Here is a 5321-nt window from a genome sequence, read left to right as displayed (position 1 = left end):
CTCCCCGCCCCTCGCCGCCCCTTCGAAGCGCCTCGCCACCCATCTGTCGACCCGCCGGGCCCACTCCCGGGAAAGGGTGATGCAGGGACGCTCGATCAAAAAGTACGTCACGGTGGAGACCCCGACGGTCAGGGTGAGGACCACCAGGAGAAACGGCAGGTAGGGGATCTTCCACAGCCGCCAGCCACTGTGCTCCAGCACCAGGTCGATGACGGCCGAGTGCCACAGATAGATGCCGTACGAGATCGCTCCGAGGAAGGCCAGCGGACGGCTGGCCAGCAGCGGCCGCACCCAGCCGCGGTCGCTGCGGCCGAACACCGCCGGGAGCAGCAGGAAGAAGCCGAACAACCCGTAGCCCAGGTGCTTGCCTATGTCCTGGCTCCGCGTGGCTTCAAAGATCGGCACGAGCGGCAGGCCGAGATGCCTGCTCGACACCCAGTAGAAAAACGCGGCGATGCCCCAGCACACCGTGCCCGAGCCGGGCAGCTCGGCCCAGCGCGGCGACCTGCCCTGCCGGGAGTACCAGGCCGAGAGCACGGCGAGCAGCATGCCCATGGCGAACAGGTCCCACCAGACCGGCAGCCAGACGTTCCAGCCGTTCATCCAGGTCGGCGTGGACGGGATCACCAGATAATGGACGATCTTGGCTGCGGCGAACGTGACCGCGAGCGCGGCGAGTTCCACGCGTAACTGGGCGGCGGACGGACGGTCCCGCCGCCGCAGCAGCCACGCGTATACCGGTATCGCCAGGTAGAACGCCGCCTCGACGTCCAGGGTCCAGGCCTGGGTGAGGCCCTGGATCGCCCAGTGCTCCTGATAACCCTGGACGAAGAATGCCGTCTGGAACAGACCGGCCAGGCCGTGCACGCCGACCCGCTTACTGCTGACCACGGTCAGGGTGACGGCGAGCGCCACCCAGTACAGCGGGACGATCCGCATGAACCGCCGGACCAGGTAGCCGGCGGCGTCCGAGCCGCGGAGGCCGGCGAACCGGGCGGCGACGAACGGGCGGTAGAGCAGAAACCCCGAGATCAGGAAGAAGACCGCGACACCGATCTCACTCCGGGCGGTGTAGGGGCCCAGCCGGCTGCTGGTGGTGAAACCGGCGGGAAACGCGGTGTGCACGACGACCACGAGAATCGCCGCGATCGCGCGCAGGCCGTCGAAGCCGCCGAAGACCACCTTGGGTGGACGGACCGGCGCGGGAGTGCGCGGTTCGGGGATGGAAGCGGTGCCGGCCGGGCCGGCGGCTGCACCGGAATCGGCTGCGGCCGTAAGAGAAAGGGCGGGTCCATTCACCGACCGAGCGCCCGGAGATCAGCAAGGTCCGGCACCCTGGCAACGTACCAGTCCGGTATACGCGACCACGTCGGCACCCCGAGCGAACCCCCCCTTTCTACCCGGCCGGCCGGTCCGCGAACCTACCGCGACACCCGAGCCACTGCGCGGCGGCCGTGATCGCGACGGCGGCGAGCAGCACGATCGCGGGCTCCGCGGCGGCCCGGAACCGGGTCGTCCCATAGATCGCGACCGAGGCGAGGCTCAGCGCGATCGGCACGGCGAGCAGTGGCAGCAGCACGACCCGGCGGCGGCGCAGCACCACGACCCCGGCGAGCGCCGCGATCTCCAACGGCCACAGCGTGACCATCCCGACCTTACTGAGGACCAGGGGGCGCAGCTCGATGGTGTCCAGCCGGGCCTGCTGCCAGGGACGGTAGACCCCCCATGTCCGACCAAGCCGCGCCGCGGCCACCCGGGGCAGGCTGCGCTCGTTGTGTTTGATGTAGTCGTACGCGGCCCGGCGGTAGAACACGTCCCGTTCGGAGCGTTCCTGGGGCGAGGGTGGCAACGCCAGGATGCAGTCGAACGACCACCAGCCGACGTACCGGCCGGAGTAGCTGGCCGGGCAGTGGGTGACCGCCAGGGTGGAGCCGAGCCCGGTGGACAGGTATTCCGGCTCACTGAACCGGGACAGGTTGTAGATCGTCCAGGGCGCGATCGTGAGCGCGCTCACCGCCGCCGCGACGGCCACCAGGGCGATCCGGCGCCGCCAGGCGAGTTCACGGGCCGTCGCGACGAGTGGCACCACCAGCACCACGACGAGCAGCGCCAGTTCCGCTCGCGCGAGCATCACCGCCGCGAGGGCCACTCCGAGCCAGGCGGCGTCGGCGGCTCCCCGCCGGTCTCGGAACCGGTAGGCGGCAAGGGTGATCCACGCGCAGGTGAGGATCCCGGTCGTCTCCGACATCAACAGCGGGTCGTTGAGCCACATGCCCGGATAGACAGCGGCGATCCCGGCCGCCACCAGTCCGGTCACGGGGCCGGCGATCCGCCGCCCGGCGAGGGCGACGAGCACGATCGACAGCACGCCGAGCAGGCACGAGAACAGCTGGTGGGACAGGAAGCTGGTGAATCCGAGCACCGACGGCACGGCCAGCAGCACGCTGGTCAGCGGGGGGTGCTGGGCGTCGGGGACGTAGCGGCCGGACAGGGCGAGTTCGTAGGGGTCGGGCCAGCCCCGGCCGTCGGCGAAGAGGTTCGCCGCCTCGTGGTAGTAGTACGGGTCTCCCTGCACGACCGCCGGATGCAGCCAGTGGAACAGGTAGAACAGGCGGACGGCGAGACCGAGCAGCCCGATCGCGGCCAGCCACAGGTGCCAGCGCACGGGCCGCGCCCGCCCCAGCACCACGGAGAATCCCGACATCACGGGGAATCCCGGCGTGGGGTGGCCCGCGGGCACCGCCGGCGCCGGGGCCACCATCCGGGGGAGCCCCGCCGTGGTCTCAGACACGCGCGGAAGGTACCAATGTCCCGATAGCGGCTCGACACCGCGTCCGCCGCGACAGCGGTGAGCACACCGTGCGTGCGTCCTCCCACGCCGCTGCGATTAGCCTTGCCTGTCGTATGTCCTGGCGAGGTCGCAGCCGACGCAACCCCCGGCGACGAGGAGGGAACGAGGCTGACCAGCAACGACGCCGACACCTTCCCGCTCGCCTCCGGTGGGCGCCACCGCCGGGTGGCACCCGGGCCGGAGCCCACCGACACCACCCCGATCAATACCCGCCTGGGCGGGACGCGACCGGCGCCCGGGGCCACCCGGAGACCGGCTGGACCTCCCCGCCGGTCTCCCGGGACGGCGACGGCGCCCGGGGCGAGAACCCGGGCCGGCACCCGGCCGCGGACCGGCACGCGCGAGGCGACGGGGCCGCAGCGGGTCGAGGAGGATCTCGACGCCACCGGGCCCGTGCTCGCGCCGCTCGGGCACTCCCCCGCGCTCGACGGCCTGCGCGCGCTCGCGGTCACGGCCGTCATCGCGTATCACGCCGGCGTCTCCTGGATGCCCGGCGGCCTGCTCGGCGTCGACACCTTCTTCGTCCTCTCCGGGTTCCTCATCACCGGCCTACTGATCGCCGAGTACCGCTACAACCGGCGCATCGACCTTCGCACCTTCTGGATCCGCCGGTCTCGCCGCCTGATGCCGGCGCTGCTGCTGCTCCTGCTCGGGGTGGCGGCCTACGCCCGCTGGATCGCCTCCCCCGGCGACGTGGGAACCCTGCGGCTGGACGCGCTCTCCACGCTGCTCTATGTCGCAAACTGGCGTTTCGCGCTGTCCGACCAGAGCTACTTCGACCACTTCTCGGCTCCGTCGCCGCTGCTGCACACCTGGTCGCTGTCCGTTGAGGAGCAGTTCTACGTCCTGTGGCCGCTGATCGTCTACCTGCTGATGCGGCACAGCGCGAAGACTGTGGACCGCTGGCGCCGGCAACGCCAGAAGGCCCAGTCGCTCGCGCTCACGGTCGCGGTCCTCGGCGCCGAGGCCTCCGCCCTGGTGGGCCTCGCCCTGCTCGTGATCGGGACGGACCCCTCCCGGATCTACTACGGCACCGACAGCCGCGCCCAGGCCCTGCTGGCCGGGGCCGCCCTCGCCGTCTGGCGGGCCCAGCGGACGACCCCGATCTCCGCCCGGGCCCGGTCGGTCATGTCGGTCGTCGGCTGTGTCGCCACGGCTGCGATGATCCTCATCTGGACAACGGTGAGCGGGGAGAGCCGCGGACTCTACGCCGGCGGCTTCCTCGGAGTCGCGATCATCGTGATGCTGCTGGTCGCCTCGCTCGTGGAGGCGCCCCGGGGCCCGGTGGCGAGGGTGCTGGCCACCGCCCCGCTGACCTTCGTCGGCCGCATCTCGTACGGCCTGTACCTGTGGCACTGGCCGATCTTCCTCACGCTGACGGCCACCCGCACCGGGACGAGCGGCCTGGTCCTGCTGGGGCTCCGCCTCGCCGCCACGCTGGCAATCACCCTGGCCTCATTCCATCTCGTGGAGAACCCGATCCGGCGGGGCAAAGTACGCTTCCCCGTCCCGCGGGTGACGGTGCCCGCCGCCCTGGGCGGAGTGCTCGCGGTGATCCTGCTGACGACCGCCGGGACGTCGGCATCGGTGCGCACTCCCGCGGACCTGGAGGCGTTGGCGCGGCAGGCGGCGACCTCCCCACAACCGGCCGTCGCCGTCAAGGCCGGCGGGAACGCCCCGATCAAGGTCCTGCTAGGCGGCGACTCGGTGGCTCTCACCCTGGGGTTCAGCGACTTCTCCTCGAGGGCCGCCCAGCAGGGTATGGAGATCCACGACTTCTCCAAGCTGGGGTGCGGCGTCGCCCGGGGGGTGCAGCGGCGCATCCTCGGCAGCGCCGGTCCCACCACCGACGGATGCGACCAGTGGCCGCAGTGGTTCGCCCAACGGGTGAACGAGGTCAACCCCGCGCTCGCGATCCTGCTAGTCGGTCGCTGGGAGATCACCGACCAGGTGCGGGACGGCCGGTGGACGCACATCGGCGATCCGGGGTTCGACGCCTACCTCGGCCGGGAACTCGACCTCGCCATCGACACACTCGGCGCCAAGGGTGCCAAGGTGGTGCTCCTGACGACCCCGGTGTTCAAGCCGACCGAGGCGCCGAACGGCGGCATCTACCCGGAGACGAAGGCCGAACGGGTGGTGCGGTTCAACACGCTGCTGCGGGCCGCGGCGGCCCGCCATCCCGGCGCCACCGTGATCGACATCGCGTCGATTCTCACTCCGGGTGACAAGTACGTCGACGAACTGGACGGTGTCCGGCTACGCGACGACGACGGTGTGCACATCTCCAATGGCGGTGCCCGACGGATCGGTGCCGCGATCATTCCCCAGCTTCTCCGGATCGCCCGGGGACCAGCGGCCGCCGCACCCGCGCCGACCACGCCGACCACGGGAGCGGGACCCGGCTGACCCACCCGCTTTACCCGACGCTAACCTTCCGCCCAGTACCGGGCGGTCTAGCAGGAGGATT

3 protein-coding genes are annotated in these 5321 nt (G+C 71.2%); 1 reads left to right on the top strand and 2 read right to left on the bottom strand.

Going from position 1 to position 5321, the window contains the following annotated elements:
* Positions 1 to 1182, bottom strand: a 1182-nt coding sequence (locus AC08OJ_RS18305; protein ID WP_476596368.1) for an acyltransferase family protein, incomplete at its 3' end; no start/stop codon positions are given.
* 214 nt (positions 1183 to 1396) lie between these two features.
* Positions 1397 to 2704 carry a glycosyltransferase family 39 protein gene (locus AC08OJ_RS18300; protein ID WP_476596369.1) on the bottom strand — a complete coding sequence of 436 codons (1308 nt, stop codon included), beginning with the start codon at positions 2702 to 2704 and terminating at the stop codon, positions 1397 to 1399.
* A 189-nt stretch (positions 2705 to 2893) separates the two neighbouring features.
* Between AC08OJ_RS18300 and AC08OJ_RS18295 the strand changes: the two genes are divergently transcribed.
* The gene (locus AC08OJ_RS18295; protein ID WP_476594480.1) at positions 2894 to 5260 is read left to right on the top strand and encodes a DUF459 domain-containing protein; all 2367 of its coding nucleotides are present in this window, start codon (positions 2894 to 2896) and stop codon (positions 5258 to 5260) included.
* The last annotated feature ends 61 nt before the right edge of the window (positions 5261 to 5321 follow it).

The organism is Frankia sp. CgKIO3 (genome assembly GCF_977946435.1).
The sequence above is the reverse complement of the archived record's forward strand: the minus strand, read 5'-3'. Positions and strand labels throughout refer to the sequence as shown.